This is a genomic window from Pelovirga terrestris (assembly GCF_014773365.1).
GTDB classification, from domain to species: Bacteria; Desulfobacterota; Desulfuromonadia; order Desulfuromonadales; family Geopsychrobacteraceae; genus Pelovirga; species Pelovirga terrestris.
In genome coordinates this window covers 1-20,891 of the sequence record NZ_JACWUN010000021.1, presented here as the reverse complement: position 1 = coordinate 20,891, position 20,891 = coordinate 1, and the positions used below count along the sequence as shown (strand labels likewise).

At 53.6% G+C, this 20,891-nt stretch carries 20 protein-coding genes, 1 tRNA gene and 1 pseudogene; 14 read left to right on the top strand and 8 right to left on the bottom strand.

The window, feature by feature from the left end; all coding sequences use genetic code 11:
• Positions 1 to 206 precede the first annotated feature (206 nt).
• On the bottom strand, positions 207 to 1,184 hold the full coding sequence (locus tag ICT70_RS14050) for a lytic murein transglycosylase (RefSeq protein ID WP_191157722.1): 978 nt from the start codon (positions 1,182 to 1,184) through the stop codon (positions 207 to 209).
• 255 nt (positions 1,185 to 1,439) lie between these two features.
• Between ICT70_RS14050 and ICT70_RS14045 the strand changes: the two genes are divergently transcribed.
• Together ICT70_RS14045 and ICT70_RS14040 are read left to right on the top strand one after the other, a co-directional pair.
• Positions 1,440 to 2,735 carry a 4Fe-4S dicluster domain-containing protein gene (locus ICT70_RS14045; protein ID WP_191157720.1) on the top strand — a complete coding sequence of 432 codons (1,296 nt, stop codon included), beginning with the start codon at positions 1,440 to 1,442 and terminating at the stop codon, positions 2,733 to 2,735.
• A gap of 72 nt (positions 2,736 to 2,807) precedes the next feature.
• Entirely contained in the window at positions 2,808 to 3,263 is a 456-nt protein-coding gene (locus ICT70_RS14040) for a ferritin family protein (protein WP_191157718.1), read from the top strand.
• Between the two features lie 376 nt (positions 3,264 to 3,639).
• Here the strand turns inward: ICT70_RS14040 and ICT70_RS14035 are convergent.
• Positions 3,640 to 3,715, bottom strand: a tRNA-Thr gene (locus tag ICT70_RS14035).
• Positions 3,716 to 3,860: 145 nt separating this feature from the next.
• Here ICT70_RS14035 and ICT70_RS14030 point away from each other — a divergent pair.
• From ICT70_RS14030 to ICT70_RS14010, 5 genes are all read left to right on the top strand, one after another.
• The gene (locus ICT70_RS14030) at positions 3,861 to 4,295 is read left to right on the top strand and encodes a Fur family transcriptional regulator (RefSeq protein ID WP_337906868.1); all 435 of its coding nucleotides are present in this window, start codon (positions 3,861 to 3,863) and stop codon (positions 4,293 to 4,295) included.
• A 132-nt stretch (positions 4,296 to 4,427) separates the two neighbouring features.
• Complete coding sequence (gene rbr / locus ICT70_RS14025) at positions 4,428 to 5,006, top strand: rubrerythrin (RefSeq protein WP_191157716.1); 579 nt, start codon at positions 4,428 to 4,430, stop codon at positions 5,004 to 5,006.
• A 32-nt stretch (positions 5,007 to 5,038) separates the two neighbouring features.
• Positions 5,039 to 5,341 (top strand): rhodanese-like domain-containing protein, encoded by a 303-nt coding sequence (locus ICT70_RS14020; RefSeq protein WP_191157714.1) that lies wholly within the window; start codon positions 5,039 to 5,041, stop codon positions 5,339 to 5,341.
• Between the two features lie 287 nt (positions 5,342 to 5,628).
• Positions 5,629 to 6,849, top strand: a complete 1,221-nt coding sequence (locus ICT70_RS14015) for a peptidase U32 family protein (protein ID WP_191157711.1) — start codon at positions 5,629 to 5,631, stop codon at positions 6,847 to 6,849.
• The gene (locus ICT70_RS14010; RefSeq protein ID WP_224747077.1) at positions 6,846 to 8,129 is read left to right on the top strand and encodes a M48 family metallopeptidase; all 1,284 of its coding nucleotides are present in this window, start codon (positions 6,846 to 6,848) and stop codon (positions 8,127 to 8,129) included. Before ICT70_RS14015 ends, ICT70_RS14010 begins: the two co-directional genes overlap by 4 nt.
• Here the strand turns inward: ICT70_RS14010 and ICT70_RS15320 are convergent.
• The gene (locus ICT70_RS15320) at positions 8,098 to 8,343 is read right to left on the bottom strand and encodes a DUF2835 domain-containing protein (protein ID WP_191157709.1); all 246 of its coding nucleotides are present in this window, start codon (positions 8,341 to 8,343) and stop codon (positions 8,098 to 8,100) included. The two genes, ICT70_RS14010 and ICT70_RS15320, sit on opposite strands and share 32 nt — an antisense overlap.
• A gap of 54 nt (positions 8,344 to 8,397) precedes the next feature.
• On the opposite strand from ICT70_RS15320, the gene ICT70_RS14000 reads away from it, so the two are divergent.
• On the top strand, positions 8,398 to 8,586 hold the full coding sequence (locus ICT70_RS14000) for a DUF4177 domain-containing protein (RefSeq protein ID WP_191157707.1): 189 nt from the start codon (positions 8,398 to 8,400) through the stop codon (positions 8,584 to 8,586).
• A 135-nt stretch (positions 8,587 to 8,721) separates the two neighbouring features.
• On the opposite strand, the gene trpS is transcribed toward ICT70_RS14000, so the two are convergent.
• From trpS to lon, 3 genes are all read right to left on the bottom strand, one after another.
• On the bottom strand, positions 8,722 to 9,687 hold the full coding sequence (gene trpS / locus ICT70_RS13995) for a tryptophan--tRNA ligase (protein ID WP_191157705.1): 966 nt from the start codon (positions 9,685 to 9,687) through the stop codon (positions 8,722 to 8,724).
• A gap of 142 nt (positions 9,688 to 9,829) precedes the next feature.
• The gene (locus ICT70_RS13990; protein ID WP_191157703.1) at positions 9,830 to 10,054 is read right to left on the bottom strand and encodes a hypothetical protein; all 225 of its coding nucleotides are present in this window, start codon (positions 10,052 to 10,054) and stop codon (positions 9,830 to 9,832) included.
• Positions 10,055 to 10,098: 44 nt separating this feature from the next.
• Complete coding sequence (gene lon, locus ICT70_RS13985; RefSeq protein WP_191157701.1) at positions 10,099 to 12,528, bottom strand: endopeptidase La; 2,430 nt, start codon at positions 12,526 to 12,528, stop codon at positions 10,099 to 10,101.
• Between the two features lie 237 nt (positions 12,529 to 12,765).
• Here lon and ICT70_RS13980 point away from each other — a divergent pair, with 237 nt between their 5' ends.
• The 6 genes from ICT70_RS13980 (at position 12,766) to ICT70_RS13955 (ending at position 20,101) form a co-directional block, all read left to right on the top strand.
• Positions 12,766 to 13,596 carry a hypothetical protein gene (locus tag ICT70_RS13980; RefSeq protein ID WP_191157699.1) on the top strand — a complete coding sequence of 277 codons (831 nt, stop codon included), beginning with the start codon at positions 12,766 to 12,768 and terminating at the stop codon, positions 13,594 to 13,596.
• A gap of 33 nt (positions 13,597 to 13,629) precedes the next feature.
• Positions 13,630 to 14,448 carry a mechanosensitive ion channel family protein gene (locus ICT70_RS13975; RefSeq protein ID WP_191157697.1) on the top strand — a complete coding sequence of 273 codons (819 nt, stop codon included), beginning with the start codon at positions 13,630 to 13,632 and terminating at the stop codon, positions 14,446 to 14,448.
• A 493-nt stretch (positions 14,449 to 14,941) separates the two neighbouring features.
• On the top strand, positions 14,942 to 16,195 hold the full coding sequence (locus ICT70_RS13970; protein WP_191157695.1) for a hypothetical protein: 1,254 nt from the start codon (positions 14,942 to 14,944) through the stop codon (positions 16,193 to 16,195).
• Positions 16,196 to 16,211: 16 nt separating this feature from the next.
• Positions 16,212 to 17,066: a cytochrome c3 family protein gene (locus ICT70_RS13965; RefSeq protein ID WP_191157693.1), complete on the top strand. Its 855-nt coding sequence runs from the start codon at positions 16,212 to 16,214 to the stop codon at positions 17,064 to 17,066.
• Positions 17,067 to 17,239: 173 nt separating this feature from the next.
• The gene (locus ICT70_RS13960; protein WP_191157691.1) at positions 17,240 to 19,426 is read left to right on the top strand and encodes a multiheme c-type cytochrome; all 2,187 of its coding nucleotides are present in this window, start codon (positions 17,240 to 17,242) and stop codon (positions 19,424 to 19,426) included.
• A 300-nt stretch (positions 19,427 to 19,726) separates the two neighbouring features.
• Positions 19,727 to 20,101, top strand: coding sequence for a transposase (locus ICT70_RS13955; RefSeq protein ID WP_224747076.1), 375 nt, complete (start codon positions 19,727 to 19,729; stop codon positions 20,099 to 20,101).
• 103 nt (positions 20,102 to 20,204) lie between these two features.
• On the opposite strand, the pseudogene ICT70_RS13950 reads toward ICT70_RS13955, so the two are convergent.
• Positions 20,205 to 20,513, bottom strand: a pseudogene (locus tag ICT70_RS13950) (transposase); the annotation flags it as partial.
• A gap of 118 nt (positions 20,514 to 20,631) precedes the next feature.
• The coding region (locus ICT70_RS13945; protein ID WP_191157689.1) for an ATP-binding protein at positions 20,632 to 20,891 on the bottom strand (260 nt) is incomplete at its 5' end.

The window sequence follows — 20,891 nt, the reverse complement described above, 5'->3', positions numbered from 1 at the left end:
AATGTTGCCTGATAGGTGCCTTGGTCTCGGATGAGAAAAAACAGAACAAATTTCCTGCCGACCCAAAAATAAATTTATGCCAATGATAATGCAATAATTTACATCTGGAAGCAATATGTTTTTGGGAGATTTTTCCAAGAATTTAACGGTAAACCGAGGTACTTTACCCTAGGAACTCTGTCAGGATGGACATTGGAGCCAGCTGGTTAGCGTATGCGATCAGCCAGATGAGCGATTGCCAACGCGTAATTGACCGCCGGGTTGTAACGGTGCAGGGCGTCAAAGTTGGTCAGCACCAAAAAATAGCGGTCGCTGTTTCCCTCTGCAGCAATCAACCCGGCAGCAGTTGTGGCAGGCAGATTTGCCGTTATCAGGGCAGACCCATCGGCACCTGTGAGTCCTTGTTCCTGCCAGAAGCTTAACGGCCTGCGTTCCCTCCAGTCCTTGACCGGTGAAGTGAAGTCCGGGGGAACCCTGACCGCAAAACCCCAGGGCTGACCCGCGACCCAGCCGGCTTGCTTCAGGTAGTTTGCCGCGGAGGCCAGGGCATCGCCCACATTGCCGATAATGTCACGGCGCCCGTCATGATCATAGTCAACGGCCAGGCGCTCAAAGCTGGTGGGAATAAACTGCGTCTGACCAAAAGCCCCGGCCCAGGAACCGAGAAAATCATCAGCAGCTATCTCCTCGCGCTCAAGGATTTTCAAGGCACTGAAAAACTCGTTGCGGAAAAAAGGTTGACGGCGGCCATAGCAGCTCAAGGTTGCCAGGGATCGAATTACCGGGAAAGTGCCCGCCGCCGCACCGAAGGAGGATTCCATCCCCCAGATCGCGACGATGATCGCCGGGTCAACACCATAGCGCTGCTCAAGGTCGGCAAGCAGTTTGCGCTGTTCTGCCAGTTTTACTCGCCCGGTACGGACGCGGTCGTCGGTCACTTGACGCGTCAGATATTGAGCAACCGTCAGGGTCAACTCAACCTGCCGTTCCATGCGGTCGAGGGTCCTCAAATCGGGGGTAAGGTCGGCTGTCGCTTGGTGGAACGTATCTGCTGAAACCCCCTGGTCACGTGCTGTCGTGCGCAGATCAGCGAGGCAGCGACGGAAATCATCGGTGCTTGCATGAGCGTGAGGCGGCCAGGCGAACATCAATAACAGCAGAAGCGCCCCAAGTCCCTGGATCAAAAAAATGCTCAGCCTGTTCGGGTAAAAGTTCTGCACAGTGCCCCCTCATTGGTGGATCAAAAAAGGTGTGTTAGGATTGTGATGAGTAAAACAAAGTCGAGTGTAGCAGGTCAAGGTGGCGCGACCTTTGTGCCAGGTTAATGCCAAAGAAGGGGTGTATCCGTTCCGCGCTGCTGATGTACGGCATGGTCTATTTGTATGAAGCGCTTAAGCTACCGTCTGCCGGATGATTTGTTTTAAGATGGGAGAATTCTCATGGCTCATCGAACGTTGAAACATTCCTCTTATGATCATTTCATCGAGCGACTGAATCGTTTCCCTCAGGGGGCACCAGCCTCCAAAACCCTCTATGAAATCCTGAAAATACTGGTCAGTGAAAAAGAAGCGGGACTGATCGCCCAGCTCCCCATCAAACCGTTCAAGGTGGCGGAAGCTGCCCGACGCTGGAAATTGAGTGAGGGGGAAAGCCGCACTATTCTTGAGGAGTTGGCTGGTCGTGCGATTCTGGTTGATGTTGAAGAGGATGGCGAAACGGTATACGTACTGCCGCCGCCGATGGCAGGTTTTTTCGAATTTTCCCTGATGCGACTGCGCGGAGATGTCGATCAGCAGCTCCTGGCGGAATTGTTTTATCAGTACCTGAATGTCGAGGAAGATTTTATCAAGAGCCTTTTTATCGATGGTCAGACCCAGCTAGGTCGGGTTTTTGTCAATGAGTCAGTGGTTACCGCCGGCGTCGACAACCAGGCATTGTATGTTCTCGATTATGAACGGTCCTCAGAAGTGATCAGATCGGCCAGTCATATCGGGGTTGGGCTTTGCTACTGCCGCCACAAGATGGAACACCTGGGCAAGAATTGCCGTGCGCCGCTGGATATCTGTATGACCTTCAACAGCAGTGCCGAATCCTTGACCCGCAGTGGCCATGCCCGGGCGATTGATGCCGTTGAATGTCTGGAATTGCTGGACCAGGCTTACCAACACAACCTGGTTCAGTTTGGCGAAAATGTTCAGAAGCGGGTAAATTTTATCTGCAACTGCTGTGGCTGCTGTTGCGAAGCGATGATTGCCGCCCGCCAATACGGGATCTTGCAACCGGTCCATACCTCCAACTTTATGCCGGTAATTGATCTTGCAAGTTGCACCGGTTGCGGGCATTGTGTGCGGGTCTGTCCGGTGGCAGCGATCGGCCTGGTGTCCGCCAACGATCCCCGCCAACCCAGGCGTCATATGGCAAAAATTCATTCCGATATCTGTCTCGGGTGCGGCGTCTGTGTGCGGGTCTGCGGACCGCGCAGTTTGTCTTTAGCCCCGCGCGAGAAGCGGGTGTTTACTCCGGTGGACAGTGTCCATCGGATTGTGGTGATGGCGATCGAACGGGGCAAGCTGCAGAACCTGATTTTTGACAATCAGGTTCTTTTCAGTCATCGTGCCCTGGCCGCCCTGTTGGGCGCTGTTCTGAAGCTCTCACCGGTCAAGCGGGCGCTGGCGAGCGAGCAGATGAAATCCCGCTATCTGGTCAAGCTGCTGCAGTGGCATGGTCGGCGCTGACGGCGGGATCACCTTAACAACAACATGAACAAGAGCTCGAAACCTTTACCCTCTTTTTAGGATATATTTTAAATGAAGCTGATAAGAATGTGCCGTGAAGTGGAAATGATGCTGAGCGAAGTGTACCAGAATTTTGCCGCGATAGAAGGCCTCGACCAGGAGGTCAAAGCCGTTTTTCTGCAACTTGTCGACGATGAAAAACAGCACGCCATCCTGCTTGAATTCGTCGATAAAATTATCACCAAAAGCAACCTGGAAATTACCGAAAATGAAACGATTAAAAAGGTCGAACGCATCCATGAAAAAGCCCAGGCCGTGCTGCACCGCTCCAGACAACCCATCGGTGTTAATGATGCGTTAACCTTCGCCATCAAGCTGGAACGCTATTTTATTGATGTCCACGCCCGGGTGCTGGTGAGTCTGGCCGATACCGAAACCGCAAGACTGGTTCAGTTTCTCGCCCACGATGAAGATGAACATGTGCAATCACTGCTGAAGTGTGCAGAAAAATACGGAGTGGTTGTCTGACCGGCAACAGTAGTTGCATCAGGATTGCCACATCACTCCATGCAGACCTGTCTATTTAAATCTGTCTATTTAAATGGGGCCACCAAATCGAAATCGAAATCGGGATCGAAAAGAGGTGACACCTGGGCATGATGAGCCTGATGGCTATCACCTTTAGATTGGCTACGTCATCTGGTTGGCCGGGGCTACCAGATTCGAGAAGATCAGGCGGTCTTCGGTAACGGTAAGAACGATTTGAATCCCGAGAGCGATTTCGATTTGGATAAAGAGCAGCCCTATCCCGGCGTTACAGGCGACGCTTGATAGCTTAGTCCCCCACTGGAGGGCGCATAACAAAAGGGTTACAGCTATTAGACTGTAACCCTTTTCGTTTTTGTGGAGCCACCAGGCGGAGTCGAACCGCCGACTTGCTGATTACGAATCAGCTACTCTACCAACTGAGTTATGGTGGCAAACAGGTGGACTTTCTACCGCAGTTACAAAGGTCGAGTCAATATGGATAACGGCCGCGACTGCTTTCGGGGGACGATGGTTGACTTTTGTCGGCACTTTGAACAATTATCTAGGAACTTTTCTTAATAAGGCGGTAGTCAGCGAGTGAAGACATCAGTCAAAGATCAGATGGATATTTTTCAGGCTTCATGCCGTCGCCGGAATTTGCGGCTGACGCCCCAGCGCCTGGAAATTTTCAAAGAGCTGGCCCAGGCAACGGATCACCCGAGTGCTGAGCAGCTGTATCTGCGCCTGCATGATAAAATGCCGACCCTGTCTCTGGATACTATCTATCGCACCCTCTCGACCTTTGTTCAACATGGCCTGGTCCATCGGGTGGAAACCGTTGAAAGTCAGGCTCGGTTTGAGGTGGCTCATACCCGCCATCACCATTTGATCTGTGGTCGTTGCAAGAAGATCATGGATTTTGACTGGGACCCCATCGACCAGCTTGATCTGCCGCCGGAGGTGCAGCAGTGGGGCGAGGTTTACAGTAAAAATGTTGTGATTTATGGTGTCTGCAAGGAATGTCTGAGCTAATTGTCGGGGAGAACAGGGTGAGGAAAAGCGGAAAAGGGGGGACATAATACCGATTATGGAATAATCGGTATTATGTCCCCCCTTTTCCTCACCCTGTTCCCCTTTTTTTCATCACAAGGAGGATATGAAGCAATGAAGAAAAGTATTAAAGGAACAGAAACCGAAAAGAACCTGCTGAAAGCTTTTGCCGGTGAGAGTCAGGCGCGCAACCGCTATACCTATCACGGCGCCCTGGCCCAAAAAGAAGGATACGTCCAGATTGCCCAGATTTTTGAGGAAACGGCCAATCACGAAAAAGAGCATGCCAAGCGCTTTTTCAAGTTTCTTGAGGGGGGAGATCTGGAGATTACTGCCATGTATCCGGCTGGTAAGATGGGAACGACGGCGGAAAATCTGCTGGCAGCCGCCATGGGGGAGCACGAAGAGCATTCAGACCTCTACCCGGCCTTTGCTGATGTCGCTGAAAAGGAGGGTTTCCTCAACGTTGCCGAGGCCTTCCGGGCCGTCGCTATCTCAGAGAAGCAGCACGAAAAGCGTTTCCGTGGACTGCTGGCCAACCTCGAGGCGGGCAAGGTCTTTAAAAAAGACGAGAAAGTCGTCTGGCGTTGTCTGAACTGCGGTTATCTGCATGAGGGGGCTAACGCGCCGAAAGAGTGCCCGGCCTGTATTCATCCGCAAGATCATTTTGAGTTATTGGCGGAAAACTGGTAGCCATTAAGCTTTGTTTCTGAAAAGGTCATGTCATGAATCGTATTATTTCCATTGTATCTGCAGCGGTACTGCTCCTGTTGCTGGCGGCCACCATGGCGCCGGCGCAATCCCGGGCCATTACTGATTTAACTGCGGAGGAATTGCAACAACTGCGTGCGCAAACAGCAGACGTTCTGGTCATTGATGTTCGCACCGCCCGCGAGTTCTACGATGGTCATATCGCCGGGGCGATCAATATCAGCTCCCAAGCCAGCAACCAGTTTCGTTCGCTGTCTCTGCTGTTGCCCAAGGATAAAGAGACCCCCCTGGTCTTCTATTGCCGTGGCTACAGCTGAGGGCTAGCACCCGAAGCCGCGGTCGTGGCTCGTCAAGCTGGGTACACAAATGTTTACACCTACCGGGCCGGTCAGCCCGACTGGCTACAGAAGGGATATCCGATCAAGGCCCGGTGATTCGCAGAACAACTGCTCACTTTTTCCGGTGAATCAGATTCCCCTTGAGGTGAAAAAAGGGGATCTGTTTCACCGGTTCTTTTTTGTGCGCCTGCCGGTGTCTTCACTTCTACCGTCTATGGTATTGTGCGGGGCTCCAATATGAACATTCTGCGCGAAAGAGATTATTGATGACCATCGATTCGTCTACTCCCCGACCGGAGCTGCTGCTTCCTGCCGGGGACATGGAAAAGCTTAAAACCGCCGTGCGTTTTGGTGCCGACGCTATATATCTGGGCAGTGAGGCGTTCGGTCTACGTGCCCATGCCGGTAACTTCTCGCTGGATGATCTGCGTCAGGCGCGGGCAATCACCGCCGCTGCCCATGTCGCCCTCTATCTGACCCTTAACGCCTCCCTGCGCCCGTCCGAATTTACTGCCTTAGAAGCATTGCTGGAAGAGCTCAAGCCGCTTGACCTGGATGCCTACATCGTTGCCGATCCGGGGGTGTTGACCACCATCCGTCGCGTTGACCCCCGGCGCGCCATCCATATCTCCACCCAGGTCAACAGCTGCAACCCGCGGGCGGCGGAATTCTGGCGTCAAAGTGGTGCCTCCCGCATCAACCTGGCGCGGGAACTGACGTTGGAGGATATTCGTGCCTTTGCCGGGCAGACAGCGATAGCGCTTGAATGCTTTGTCCATGGTGCTATGTGTGTTGCCCACTCCGGCCGCTGCCTGCTGTCGACCGCTCTGCTGGAGCGCAGTGCCAATCGCGGCGACTGCGCCCAGCCCTGTCGCTGGAACTATGCCCTGGTGGAAGAGACCCGTCCGGATGAGCGCTTTGCCATCGAGGAGGATGGACGCGGCACCTATATCATGAACAGCCGTGATCTGTGCCTGATCGACCAGCTGCCGCAACTCATGGCAGCAGGTATCAGCAGCTTCAAGGTGGAAGGGCGGATGAAGAGCCTCTATTACGTGGCGACGACAGCGCGCATTTACCGCGCTGCCATCGATCGTTTGAGTGCGGATCCGACCGCTGTCGATCCGCTCTGGCGCAGCGAACTGGAAAAGGTCAGCCATCGCCCCTATACCACCGGACTGTTGCTCGGTGATCAAGGAGCGGCGATTCACGCTGCTGATACCCATTACATCCGTACCCATGATTTTGTCGGCTTTGTCCGGCGGGATGAAAAAGGCTTGTGGGTCGCCGGGCGTAACCGTTTTTTTGCCGGCGATACGCTGGAACTGATCGGCCCGCAGATGCGGCAGCAAGCCTTTGTCGCTGAGCGGATCACTGATCGTGACGGTCAACCTCTGGCCGCCGGTCAGCCCAATTCCGAGTTGCTGCTGGACTTGCCGCAGTGGGCCGAAGAGGGGGATCTGATCCGCCGGGAGCGTCCCCGATGATCAAGCTATTGTTATTGCTCGGTTACCTGCTGATGGTCGCGGCCCAACTGCTGCTTGATTGGCTCAATGTGCGCCATCGACGTCTGGCAGCCGGACAACTGCCCCCCCTGTTTGCCCAGCGCATCGATGAAGAACGCCTCAGGCGCAGCGAGGAATACGCTCTGGCCAAAGAGCGAATCGGTTTGATCGAAACCCTGCTGGGGGTGATCTTGACCCTGGTTTTTATCTTCGGCGGGCTGCTGCCCTGGTACGATCGGCTCATCGCCGGTGTGAGCGATCACTTCATCCTCCACGGGCTGCTCTTTTTTGGTGTGCTGGCCCTGGTCCAGTCCCTGGTCGGTATCCCGTTTTCCCTCTACCGCAACTTTGTCCTTGAGGCGCGTTTCGGTTTTAACCGCATGGGGATTGGGCTGTGGCTGACCGATCTGGTCAAGTCCCTGCTGATTGGTACCCTGCTGTTTGTGCTGTTGGCCGGCGGGGCCCTGTGGCTGGTGCAGGCGGCGCCGCACAGCTGGTGGTTGTGGGTGTGGGGGTTCTGGGCCGGCTTATCGGTGTTTTTGTTACTGCTGTCCCCCTATCTGATTGAACCCTTGTTTTTTACCTTCAAGCCGCTGGATAAGCCGGAACTGGAGGAGCGGGTACGATCGCTGCTGGAGCGCGCCGGCGTCAAAGCAGGAAAAATTCTCCAGGTCGACGCATCAAAAAGAAGCGGTCACAGCAATGCCTATTTCACCGGGATCGGCAAGGTCAAGCGGGTGGTGCTCTTTGATACCCTGCTGGAGCAGCTCAACGATGAGGAATTGCTCGCGGTCCTCGCTCACGAGCTCGGGCACTGGCGCTGCGGTCACCTGCGGCAGCGCTTGATCAAGGGGCAGATCGTGGCGCTAGCAAGCTGCTTTGTCGCTTTTTATCTGCTCAATACCCACATGCTGCCGGGCTGGTTTGGGATGGATGAACTGTCGTTTGTCGGTCAGGTGTTGCTGCTCGGCTGGCTGGCGGGGCTGTTGGGTTTCTTCTGGACGCCGGTGAGCAGCTGGTGGTCACGCCGCCATGAGCGTCAGGCTGACCAGTTTGCCATTGACCTGGTCGGCAGCGGCATGCCCTTGGCGACGGGTCTGGTGACCCTGGCTAGGGAAAATTTAAGCTCCCTGTTTCCGCATCCCCTCTATGCCGCCTTTCATTATTCGCATCCACCCATGATAGAGCGGGTTGAGTGGCTGCAACAAAGGACGCCGACCAATGCCGGTCTCAGCGTCGGGGATGGACCTGCTGAAGGCTGAGAAAGCGATTGTCTTGGTCAACGGTGAGGACAAAGCGACCGTTGATTCCGTGATGAGAGAGAAAAGGGCGCAGGCGCAGTGCGGGGAAACGTAGCCTGCGCCCGCATTCTGACCTCACCAGGGCGAATTCTGCGGCGCCCTGATAATATTTGAGAAATTCCTGTTGGCTGATGTGGACAGAGAAAAAAAACTGTCGTTGCCCTGCGTTGGTCATTGGCTGTTAGCTTTCAACCGATCATGTGCACATAACGATCACAAGGATAAAGCGATGCTGCGTTACAAAGTTGTCGAAACCAGCCAGGTGGATGACCACCGCCTGGAACAGATACTGAACGACTGGACCGCGCAAGGGTGGCAGTTAGAAGGGGTCCATTTTGCCATGCGTGAGGCCAGCCGTCGGCCAGGGATGGCCTTTGTCACCTTCACCCGCGAAGAGTCGGAGCCGGTAACGGAGTAAGATTCTTTGTGTTTGATGACATTGGTTTAAAGGCCAAAAAAGCATTTTCGCCACCAAGGCACCAAGATCTCCAAGAATATCAAAAAATAAAGCTTTTCTTGGTGGTCTTTGAGCCTTGGTGGCTGATTGATGTCTTTAGTACACCAACCCCGTTTTTTTTCTCACCTTATGCAGGGTTTTGGCGGCCACTGCCCGGGCTTTTTCCGCCCCCTGTTTGAGCTGTTTGCGCACGGTATCGGGATCGGCGAGCAGTGCATCGCGTTTTGCTGCGTACGGAGCAAAAAAGTCGCGCACCGTTTCAAACAGCTCCTGCTTGACATCACCGTAGCGTAAGCCCGGAGTCAGATAACGCCGGCGCAGGCTTGCTACCCCGTCACCGTCGAGGAACAACCGGTAGATCTGGAAGATATTGCAGGTGTCAGGGTTTTTCGCTTCTTCCACCGGGGTCGGATCGGTGACGATGCGCATGATCTGTTTACGCAGCGCCTTCTCCCCGAGGAACAGATCGATGGTATTGCCGTAGCTCTTGCTCATCTTGCGTCCATCGAGGCCGGGAACCGTGGCTACATCTTCGTCGATCTCGGCTTCCGGCACGGTGAAGATCTCACCATATTCATTGTTGAATTTGATGGCGATATCGCGGGCGACCTCCAGATGCTGTTTCTGGTCTTTGCCGACCGGTACGAGATCGCTTTGGAACAGCAGGATATCGGCGGTCATCAGTACCGGATAGGCGAATAAGCCGTGGTTCGGTTTAATCCCCTGGGCGACCTTGTCTTTGTAGCTGTGGCAACGCTCCAAAAGTCCCATGGGGGTGAAGTTGGAAAGAATCCAGGTCAGTTCCTGCACTTCCGGAACATCAGACTGCACCCAGAAGGTGCTTTTTTCGGGATCCATCCCCAGGGCGATAAAGTTGGCTGCCGCCTCCAGGGTGCCGGTCGCCAGTTGTTTGCCGTCAGCAAGGCTGGTCATGGCATGATAGTTGGCGATAAAGCAGAACAGATCTTGCTGCTCCTGGTGGGCAATCATCTTGTTCATCATGCCGAAAAAATTCCCCAGATGCAGGGAGCCGGAAGGCTGGATGCCGGACAAAACGCGCATATTCAGTATGTCTCCGCTAATTACTGGCAACGTATGGTGGCTGGTGGCTCATGGGTCACTGGTCACTCGTCACTGGTCACTGGTCACTCGTCACTCGTCACTGGTCACTCGTCACTGGTCACTCGTCACTGGTCACTGGTCACTACTGTTGCTGCTGACCATTCATCATTGCCGCCAGTTGCATCAGTTGCTGTAAATCCATGCCACTCTCCTTGAGAATGCCCAGCAGCACCGGAAAGAGTTGCATCATGAAACCGGGTTCCTTGACCAGATCGCGGGCCAGGATCGGCAGGGTTTCAAGGACAAAGGCTTTTTGCTCTTCGGTTGACAGCTTGAGCAGTGCCGTTCTGATTTCCTGGTGGGTCATGAATTACCTTCTCCTTGTTTGATCCAGCTGCAGGTGATGAACCTTTACGCTGAGAGTGCCAGTTTAAAAACTTCCGGATAGGTTTTGACAAAATGGACTTCCAGCCCGGCGCGCAGGTAGTCGGGCAGATCATCATAGTCTTTGCGGTTTTCTGCCGGAAAGATCAGGCTGGTAAGGCCGGCGCGCCGGGCTGCGATGGTCTTTTCCTTGATGCCCCCTACCGGCAGGACGCTGCCGGTCAGGGACAGTTCGCCGGTCATGCCGAGTTTTTTGCGCACCGGTTTCTTCATGATCATCGACAACAACGCGGTGGTCATGGTCACCCCGGCCGACGGCCCATCCTTGGGGGTGGCCCCGGCGGGTACGTGCAGGTGGATAAAGTGGGTGTCAAAGTAGTCTTCAGGGATGTGGTAGTCGTCCAGATGCCCCATGACATAGGAGTAGGCAATCTCGGAGCTCTCCACCATGACCTTGCCGAGCTGTCCGGTTTGCTTGAAGCCCTTGCTCTTGCTCTTCATGGTCGTTGCCTCGATCTGCAGGGTGGCGCCGCCCATGCGGGTCCAGGCCAGGCCGGTGACCACGCCGGGGGCATTTTTGATCAGATCTTCTTCGGTAAAGATCGCTTTGCCGAGGAATTTTTCGATTTCCGCCTTGGTGACCCGGATCTTCTCCTCGCGTCCCTGGGCAAACTCCATGGCGGCCTTGCGCATGATTTTCTTGATCTGGTTCTCCAGCCCGCGGACCCCGGCTTCGCGCGCGTAGCGATCGACAATAGCGATCAGGGCCGCCTTGTCGATGCCGACCTGGGCGCGGGTCATGCCATGGCTTTTAAGGGCCTTGGGAATCAGAAAGCGGCGGGCGATTTCGAGCTTTTCTTCCAATATATAGCCGGACAGGCGGATAATTTCCATGCGGTCAAGCAACGGCGCCGGAATCGTGTCGAGCTGGTTGGCGGTGGCAATAAAGAGCACGCTGGATAGGTCAAACGGCACGTCGAGGTAGTGATCGCGGAAGCTGCCGTTCTGCTCCGGATCCAGCACTTCGAGCAGGGCCGAGGCCGGATCGCCCTGGAAGGAAGCGCCGATCTTATCAATTTCGTCGAGCATCAGCACCGGATTGGCGGTGCCGGCGCTTTTCATCGCCTGAATCGCCTTACCCGGCATCGCCCCGATATAGGTGCGCCGGTGCCCTTTGATTTCAGCTTCATCGCGCATGCCGCCGACGGAAAAACGATAGAATTTGCGTTTAAGAGCACTGGCGACGCTCTTGCCGACGGAGGTTTTGCCGACGCCGGGGGGGCCGACCAGACACAGAATCGAGCCGGAAATATCGCCCTTCATTTTACCAACAGCAATAAATTCGAGAATCCGTTCCTTGACATCCTCCAGCCCGTAGTGGTCGCGGTCGAGCACCTTGCGGGCGCGATTCAGATCGTAGGAGTCCTTGCTGAACTTGCCCCACGGCAGAACCGTCAACCAGTCGAGATAGTTACGACTGACATTGTATTCCGGCGAGGAAGGTTCAATCAGTTGCAGTTTTTCGATCTCTTCATCAACGGCTTTTTGTGCTTCGTCGTTAAGGGTCAGGTTCTTCAGGCGTTTCTGGAATTTCTCGATCTCAGTGACTTTGCCCTCTTTCTCCAGCCCCAGTTCCTTTTTGATCGCCTTGAATTGTTCGCGCAGGAAAAAATCACGTTGCTGGGCGGACACTTTCTCCTCAATCTTCTGGGAGATTTTCGTCTGCAGGCGCGAGACCTCCAGCTCTTTTTTCAGCAGCACCAGGACCTTTTCGATACGGCGCTGGAGGCTGTAGGTCTCCAGCACCTGCTGCAGTTCAAAACCGTCGGCATTGGTCAGGTTGGCGGCAAAATCGGTCAGCCGCGCCGGATCATCCATGCTTGCCCGCCCGAGAAACAGTTTGATCTCTTCGGAGTACAAGGGATTAATCTGCACCAATTCCTTAAGGGTTGAAATGATCGCCATGGAATAGGCTTTAAGCTCCGGGTTTTCACGTGATGTGGTGCTTAAATAGTAGGTGGCATCGGCATAGATGACTCCGTCCATTTCCACCACGTCATCAAGACTGAAGCGTTCCAGACTGTTGACCAGCACATGGGCGCTGTTCTCTTCCTTGTGGATCAGCTTGAGGATTTTAGCGGCGACCCCGACCCGTTGCAGATTGGTGGTGGAATCTTCCTCATCTAGTTCCTGCACCATGACCAGACCGATGGCCTGGGAATCGGTCTCCATCGCCTGTTTGATCGTACGCACCCGCGCCTCGCCATTGACCGTCAACGGGATAATCACCCCCGGGAATGCCGGGCGTGGGCGCAGGGGGATAATCGGCAGACGCGCCGGCAGCATGTCGCGTGCCAGCACCAGCCCATCATCAGGAACCGCCTGCACGTCGGCATCGGTTTCCACTTCAATTTCGTATTCTATCGACTCGTCATGATCTTCAAAGTTATCATGCATAGGAAATATCACTCCATGTTTTGCTTTGTGTGTCGTCCCGTGTGAATGCCACACCGGGGTTCAAACCCGTCAGCATAATAATATCAAATGGCATATGTCAACAATTGCGTTGGCGATAATTTGGCGTTAGCTGACCCGGACGATGGTTGCAGACTTGACTGTGGTTGCGCAGCGATCTACAACTGCTTCTAAATGATGATGTTAGCATACATCATCCGTTGGCTGATGGAGAGAACAATGGCAACAAAAGATAACATTCTAAGGGCAGGGGAGTCGGTTTGGTGGGGGCTGTTATCACCGCCTGTTGGCTTGGGGATGTGCTGGCACCTCGGGCCCTTGACCTTTGTCGTACGACGCTATGAACAAGAGTGGCAGTTTTGCCACCGCAGCAGTCTCTGGCCGGATGATACCCCCTCAAGCTGGACCTTAAGTGAAGAAGGGGATAACGCCTGTGCCGAAGGAACGATTGAACGCCATGTCTTTTCCCACACCAATGAGGAACTGCTGATCGAGCCGTTGCTGGCGGATCGTTCAGTGGTGATCAAGTCGGCGGGGCCGATTCTGATTCCCGCCGCTGAGCAGGTCAGTTTTTATGTCAGTACTCCTTTGTGGGTTCGCGCTCGCTTGCAACAGCGCCATCACACCTTGCTGGATATTGCCGCGACGCGCCTGTCCGATACCTGGTTTGGTCCGTCGACCATGGAAGGGGAGCTCTGTTACGCGACCACGACCAGTGGACGTCTGCATCTCGATGATCTGCCGGTGCGTGTTCATCGCGCCATTACCCCGGTACGCATCAACAATGCTGGAGAGCAACCGTTAAAGCTGGAAAAACTCAGTCTGCCGGTGCCCTTTTTATCCCTGTTCGATACCGGTACCCACGGCCTCTGGACCGAAGAAATCACCCTGCATCACGATGAACGTAAGGAACTGGCGCAGGTGGTGGTCGGTGCCCAGCCACCGCCTCCCTACCATCAAGCCCAGCGGGTCAGTGCGTCGCGCAAAACCGCTGATAAAAGTATTTTAAACAAGACCTTCGGCGCATTATTCGGTGGCCTGATCGGCTAAACCAGGTGATATCCCAGACAGGAGTGTAGCGCGATGGACATTTCAAGCTTTATCCCGGTGATGCGGGCGGTGGTTATTTTGGTTGCCGGCTATTTTATTGCGCGGCTGCTCACCGCCTCGCTCCTCAAGCTGGTCGGCAAGCATTTGAGTAAACAACAGCAGGGCCTCTTTCGTCGCATCCTGTTTTATGGGCTGATCGTGGTTTTTATGGTCTCCGCCCTGCATGAAATGGGGTTCAAACTGTCGGTCTTGCTGGGTGCCGCCGGGATATTGTCGGTGGCCATCGGTTTTGCCTCGCAAACCTCCGCCTCCAATCTGATCAGTGGCCTCTTTTTGCTGACCGAACGACCTTTCGTGACCGGGGATGTTATTCGTGTCGGTAGCACAACCGGGGAAGTGCTGGCCATCGATTTGCTGTCCACCAAGTTGCGGACCTTTGACAATCTGTACGTACGCATCCCCAATGAAACCATGCTTAAATCGGAGGTGACCACCTTAACGCGCTTTCCCATCCGCCGCCTCGATGTGGCGGTGGGGGTGGCCTATAAAGAAGATACGGAAAAGGTGTGCGACTTGCTGCTGGCCATTGCCCATCAGAACCCTTTGTGTCTGGATGAACCGCCGCCGCGCTTTATGTTTCTTGGCTTTGGCGATTCCGCGCAGAATCTGCAGCTCAATGTCTGGGTCAAGCGAGAGAATTTCCTGGAGCTGAAAAACAGCATCCACCACGAAATCAAAAAGGCCTTTGATGCCCACGGGGTTGAAATCCCCTTCCCTCATCTGTCGCTCTATACCGGCAGTGAAACGGACGCTTTTCCAGTGACGGTGGTAGGTCGAAATCGGGGGACATAAATCGGGGGACATAATACCGATTATGCAATAATCGGTATTATGTCCCCCGATTTATGGGATTTGAACACACACTCCTCCTTATGTGATAAAAATAATATTCCATACCGGACTGCAGAAGTAGGGGCGTTTGTGCTTAAGCACAGTTTTCCGCCGCTTCCTGCCACACCTTGATACCGTTAATTTTCTCCGCCAATTCGGCTTGTTAGAAAGATCCCAAAAAAACAGTCGGCAACACCCTGGCAAACAACCAACAAAAACAGTCAGGCTCTACATTCAGATATCTATATTTCCCTAGTATTTTTAAGTGTCTTTTCCCTTTGACATGGGTGAAGAAATTTGGTGATATGACAAAAATGAAAATGTAATGAATATTTTTTTCTAATGATCGATGATTGATTGCTTGACATAACTGCCACAGTTCGCTCAGCGCGACTTAACGTCGGCAATCCACTCATCGGCATGCAGTAATTACACCCGCACAAAAGGAGGTCACATGAAATTCTGGCAGGGTCTCACCTGTAGTCTGGCATGCGCTGCACTGGCTCTGTTGCCTGCAGTTCATGTCGAAGCGGCATCGGTCTCGGGTCGCTCCAGCACGGTGGTGGAATGGTTCGATACCGCAAATGAAGATACCGCGGTTCCGGCGTTCCAGTATCTGCAGTTGAATGTCAAGGATGTCGGGGCCGATGGCTACAACATCTACACCTACGGTCGCCTCGGTTATGATCTGGCTGATGAACTCGACAGCAACAGCAATTATGCTGACAGCCGCCTGTATCTGGCCTACCTGGAAAAAAAGAATTTTTTAACCAGCTCCCTCGATTTCCGCCTGGGTCGCCAGTTTATTTCGACGACAGCCGGCGCTTCCGTCATGGACGGCTTGCGCCTTGATTACCGTCTGATGGATAACTACACGCTCACCGTCTTCGGTGGTGGCGATGTCACCTATTACGAAGGCTACAGTGCTAAGGATCTGGTCCTGGGTGCCGAGTTTACCGTTAGCGACCGTTTTGTGAAAAACCTCGACCTAGGCATTTCTTATGTGGCCAAGGTCGATGGTGGTCGTCTCGCTATGGAACTGATCGGCTTCGACATCGAATACGACTACAACAACCGACTTTTTGTTTACAGTGAAACCCAATATGATTACCTCTCCGACCGCGTCAGCTACTTCCTCGTCGGCGGCAACTATTACGCTTCTCCCCAATGGTCCGGACGCCTTGAGTATCTCTACTCCCTGCCGGTCTTTTCCTCCACCTCCATCTACTCGGTTTTCGCTGTTGATGAGTATGAGGAAATCATGGGTGAGGCAACTTATCATATCGGCAACGGCTGGAAAGCTTTTGGCCGTTATACCTACGAAATCTACCCTGAATTTTCCAATGCCAACGTCTTCGAGGCCGGGGTCGAAAAGCGTCGCACCGAAAAGTTCTCCGGTTATCTGACCGGGGTCTTCCGGGATGACAAGGATGGCCAAGACCTTAAAGGCTTCAAGCTCTACCTCGCCGGCCGCTTTATCCAGCAACTGCAGGCCGGTGTGGGTGTTGATGTCGACGTGCTGGAGCGTTCCATCAACTACTTTGATGGCGAAACCAGCAGCGACGAGACCACCAGCAGCCGTTACTGGGTTGACGCCACCTGGTTCATTACCAAGCGGATGGAGTTGCAAGCCAAGGTTGAGCGGATCGAAAGTGACCTTTGGGATTACTACAACCGTGGCCGCATCCGCCTGAATGTCACCTTCTAAGGTAAGGAGTTCATATATGTCCAAAAAATTAATACTGTTACTCGCATTCCTCCTGATCGGCATCTCTGTCGTTTGGGCGAATATGCGCTTTGACCACGAGGCCCATGTTGACATGTATGCCGCCGGCATGGATTGCACCACCTGTCACCTTGAGGGCGCGACCAGCATTGTCCCGGATGTGGAGACCTGTCTGGCCTGTCACGATGAGTCCTACGCGGAGATGACTGATCTGGGCGCAATCAACACCCACGGCCCCATGTGGGCACGTAACCATGGCAGCATGGCCAAGGGGCAGTCGATGGACTGCACCAGCTGCCACTCCCAGAGCTACTGTATGGAGTGCCACGTATCCGGTTTTGCTGATGAGCAGGGCTCCTTCAGTAACAACATGATCAACAGCCACAGTAGTGATTTCCATATCACTCACCCACTGGCCGCCCGCGGCAACCAGCAGACCTGTGCCAGCTGCCACGAACCGCAGTTCTGTACCGATTGTCATAGCGGTTTCCAGGCCCGTATCGGCAGGGCCAACAGCCCATCGCATGTACGCACCTTTAATCTGGGACTGGATGGCAATATCGACAAAATTCATGCCGGCATGGATGTCGGCTTCGTTGGCAGCTGTGACGCCTGCCATCTGCAATCATCCGTCGCTCCCAATTTCCATGACTGGTCTATCGGTCATGCCCGTGAAGCACGTCGCAGCCTGGCGACCTGCCAGTCCTGCCACCCCGGCGGCGACGTTTGTCTTAACTGCCACAGCGCCAAAGGCGGAGCCGTCGGTTTCAACCCGCATGGTAAAGGCTGGAGCGATCGTAAAAACCGGCTCGACAACGCCAGCGGTGGAAAAACCTGCAGAATGTGTCACTAATGTTATTGGGTACGTTTGACCAACAAACACAAGATCAACCACCAAGGAGGTAAAACATGAAGATCAGGAATTTAACGTATTTGATCGTAGCACTGCTCGCTACGGGGCTGCTCTGGGGTTGCGGCAGTAGCGGCAGTGGGGGGAGTAGCGTCAGCGGTTCTGATGGTGAATTTATGGTAGAAACTCTGGGAATAACAAATTGCATACAATGTCACACATCTGTGTCTGATGCATGGCTTGATGGTCGGCACGCGAACGCAAACAATTCACCCTCATACCACACCCCAGACTCTACCTGTGGAGTCTGCCATAACAAGAATGATGATGCTGACAACATGCCTGCAGCTTTTGGCATATCGAGGCGCGACGTGGTTTCCTGTGAGTCTTGTCATGGCGGCGGGGGAGCTCATCGAGGCATTGGTCTGCTTCCATATCCCAAGCCGGGCGTTGACCAATGTGCGCAATGCCATGCTGAAGTTGATGAAGTAACAGGTGAACTCAAAGCATTACGCAGTCGTAGCGGACACACCCCTGCTGGGCTTAATGTTGTCATTGATTATCTCTCTTCAGGACATGCCGATGCTCCTCGTGACCGCAGCACTCGCAGTGATGCCATTGGCTGTAACCGTTGTCACAGTGACGAAGGCGCAAAACTTTATTCGAATTTGAATACCATCACGGCAATTGAAAACACTTCAAATAACCGTGGCGCGATGCCTCTCGGCCTGGAAAATATCACAAGTATTGGCTGTGCTACCTGCCATGACCCGCATGATGTCAGCGGCACCAAACTGCTCTTAGCTGCCACCGCTGATGCTTCAGCACAATACAATACCTGTAATCATTGTCATGCTGGCGACAATGTCGACCTGAACTACCACGCAGGCCACTTTGATGATGATGGTCTGCTGGATCGCCAGATTAACGATACTCATTACGATGATCCGGCAACTGGCTACGGCTTGGCAGAAAACAGTATTGAAGGCTACGTTATTCGCAAGGATGCAGAAACCTCTTGTTCTGATTGTCACAATGTCCATAGCGGCGACAACACCATTAATTATCAGTGGGCCAAATCCCGTCACGGTGGCAATTTGCTACAAGCCAAAATGGCTGCAGCTGCAGCAACTCCTGATGATGAAGATGCGGTTGTTGCCGCCGGGCGTGAAGACGGTGTCGGTCACGGCTGGAGTTGGACGCATTATGACTGGGATGCTCAGAATCGTCAGTCCTGTGCCCGCTGCCACACTTCGACCGGTGTTGCCAACTTTCTTGATGATCCAAATAATTACGTCGCAGCCAACAACGATTTTTCTCATCTAGAAGGCTGGGAAAACAACGCTGGAACCATCACCTCTTCGGGTCAGAACGAAATGCTCTACTGCTGGGGTTGCCATACCAGCGCCACCACCGGTGAGATGCGTGATCCGGGTGCTCTTGATTTCACTTATACAAACAACGCCACCGTCAGCTACCCGGATTCGGCAGCGTCCAATGTATGTATCGCCTGTCACACCGGTCGCGAAATTGGTGACAGCATCAAAGAAGACTCATCCCAAACTGGCGTGCGTAGCTTCCTTAACTCCCACTACCTGACCGCAGGTGGAATTTTATTCGCTACCGGCGGCTATGAGTACAACCGCGATTATACATTCGCGGCCAATGACCGCCATCAAAACATTGGGTACGGTTCCGACGTTCTGACAGGCGACGCAAACTTTGATGTAGCAGCCGTCAGTGACAACTACACCAGTGGCCCATGCGTCACCTGCCATTTCGGCAGTGCTGATGGTTCCCACACAATCAGCCCCTTTACAACTGATCCTGTTGAGGGCGAAGTACTGAATGCTGTCTGTGTTACCTGTCATACTGCTCGTGGTGTCGGCGATTCCGCCAACGCTTGGTACGGCAAAGACTTCACAGAAGCAGATTTTGTAGCTGGCGTACAAGGACCCCATAAAGCCCGCATGCTCGGTGCGCAACTGGCTTTGCAGGAAGTTCTTGAAAGTAAAGGAATCTTTACCAACTTTTCGAAGTATCCCTATTTCTTTACGGATGCCAACTACGCAACAGGCTTCACCGACTGGAATTCCGTCGCTGAAGATCTTGGTGTTGGCCTCAGTACCGATACAACGGGTACGGGGTGGAAAAACGTCATGGGCGCCGCCTTCAACCTCAACCTGATCGCCCACGATCCGGGCGCCACGGCCCACAACCGCCGCTATGCCCGTCGTTTGATCTATGATTCCATCGATTTCATGGATGATGGCGAAATGAACGACTCGACCAACAAAACAGTAGCGGATCAAAATAAGGCGTTCACGACTTCTGCCCTTGGCTACATCGGCAGCCGCCCCTAATCATCTAACCATGGCGGCGTGATGCGCAGCCTGAAGTTTAAATACAATCGAGCCCCCGCTTTACAGCGGGGGCTTTTTTTAGTTTGCCCAGCGGAGCTGGCAAACCCGGCCTGTTGCGAGAAACAGGCGTCGCCCCGATCAGGGGGAAGACAATCCGAATCGTAAGGGCGCTGCTGGCAACGGCAGGGTCTGAAGGAAGCGATAGGAAGTAAACTGCACATAGCGCATGACGGGCCAAATAGGTCAAGGGGACGTTGTTTATTGGTTGAATAGAACCCCGCCTTCTGCTACAGTCCCTGCATGCCACGCCAACCTCGCATCGATATCCCCGGCCTCTTGCAGCACGTAATCGTTCGCGGTATAGAACGTCGGAATATCTTCCGCAACAATACCGATCGCCGAGATTTTGTCGATCGACTCTCCACCCTCCTTATCGAAACCGATACCGACTGCTATGCTTGGGCAATGATTCCCAATCACTTCCATCTGCTGCTAAAGCCCAAAGGGTGTGAACTCAAGCATTTTATGCGGCGACTGTTGACCGGCTATGCGGTCAATTTCAATAAGCGTCATCGGCGCAGCGGTCATTTATTTCAGAATCGTTACAAATCGATTGTCTGTGAAGAAGATACGTACCTTCTGAAATCGGGGGACATAATACCGATTATGCAATAATCGGTATTATGTCCCCCGATTTATCAGTAGTGTCCGGTTAAGAATTTGCATAGGCTCCATAGTCCAGATCAACGATATCAGGAGGAGTTAACCCAGCAGCGGTATCTTCGGCAGCCTCATTGCGAATCTTGATGCGCAGCTCACGCACCCTGTTGACGCTAACCCGTTCACCATGCTCTTCGCGGCAATAGATAGCCAGCAGCAAATATGTGATCAACCCCGCGAGAATCTGCATCAGCAGGCCATAGGGGCTGCGGGCAATGAGATGATAGACGTTGAGATGACGCTTCCACCAAGCAAAGAAGGACTCTATCGTCCAGCGCAGTTTATAGATGAAGGCGATTTGCTCGGCCGTTAAATCAAAACGATCGGTGGCAATCCAATAGTTTATTTGGTCCACTGTATAGCCGACTGCGTATTCCGGTGAAAGTGGGCCAGTGATTCCGTTTTAAACTGGACCACCCATTCCGGAGCAAAGTGGGCCACCTGTCGGAGCGAAGCGACGCTGGAGTCTTCTTTTAAAACGACTGTCAGTTTTGGTCAAGGTTGATGGCTTTTTTTCGCATCGATTCTCCTTTCAATTCGATTTTATAAGCGTTGTGTACGAGCCGGTCGAGAATGGCATCGGCCAGCGTTGGATCACCGATGGACTCATGCCAGGCCGTGACCGGCAATTGGCTGGTGACGATGGTCGATCGCTTGCCATATCGATCCTCCAGCAGTTCGAGCAGATCCCGGCGGTGTAGATCGGTCATTGGCGCAAGACCCCAGTCGTCCAGGATGATCAGAT